The organism is Autumnicola edwardsiae (assembly GCF_031846505.1).
Taxonomy (GTDB): Bacteria; Bacteroidota; Bacteroidia; order Flavobacteriales; family Flavobacteriaceae; genus Autumnicola; species Autumnicola edwardsiae.
The window spans coordinates 1-584 of the sequence record NZ_JAVRHP010000292.1 but is presented as its reverse complement, the minus strand read 5'-3'; the positions used below and the strand labels follow the sequence as shown (position 1 = coordinate 584).

The window sequence follows — 584 nt, the reverse complement described above, 5'->3', positions numbered from 1 at the left end:
TTAAGGAGAGGGTCCTGGGTTCGAGCCCCAGCCAGATCACAAAAAATTAAGTTCTGATCATGCCGGGCGAGAAGTTTATCCTGAGTGAAGCGAAACGAAGTGAAGCTGAACCGAAGGAAGCCCCAGCCAGATCACAAAATAAGTTCTGATCATGTTGGGCTAGAAGTTTATCCTGAGCGAAGACTTTTGGCGAGTCGAAGGAAGCTCCAGCCAGATCATTTTTAGTTTAGTAAAGTTACTAAGCTACTTTAACAGCCCATAATTGATTATTTCAATTACACCCGGGTGCTGGAATTGGTAGACAGGCATGGTTGAGGGCCATGTGTCCTTTGGGCGTGCGGGTTCAAGTCCCGCTCCGGGTACTTTAGAAAATTTATTTTATTTTTTCTCCTACTCTGCACGAATATTTTCTATTTTTTACTTCTATTCAATAAACTTTAGTATACTGCAGATTATATTTTCATTGGTTAATCTTTTTGTTCTAAAATGGACGAAAAAGTGACGCCTCTAAAATGGCAATTATCGACCTTCAGCAGAAATTCTATGAACATTTTGTGGAAACAGATAAAAAAATAACCACTAAT

1 tRNA gene is annotated in these 584 nt (G+C 39.7%); it reads left to right on the top strand.

From position 1 onward, the window contains the following. Positions 1-279 precede the first annotated feature (279 nt). Positions 280-362, top strand: a tRNA-Leu gene (locus RM529_RS17715). Positions 363-584 lie beyond the last annotated feature (222 nt).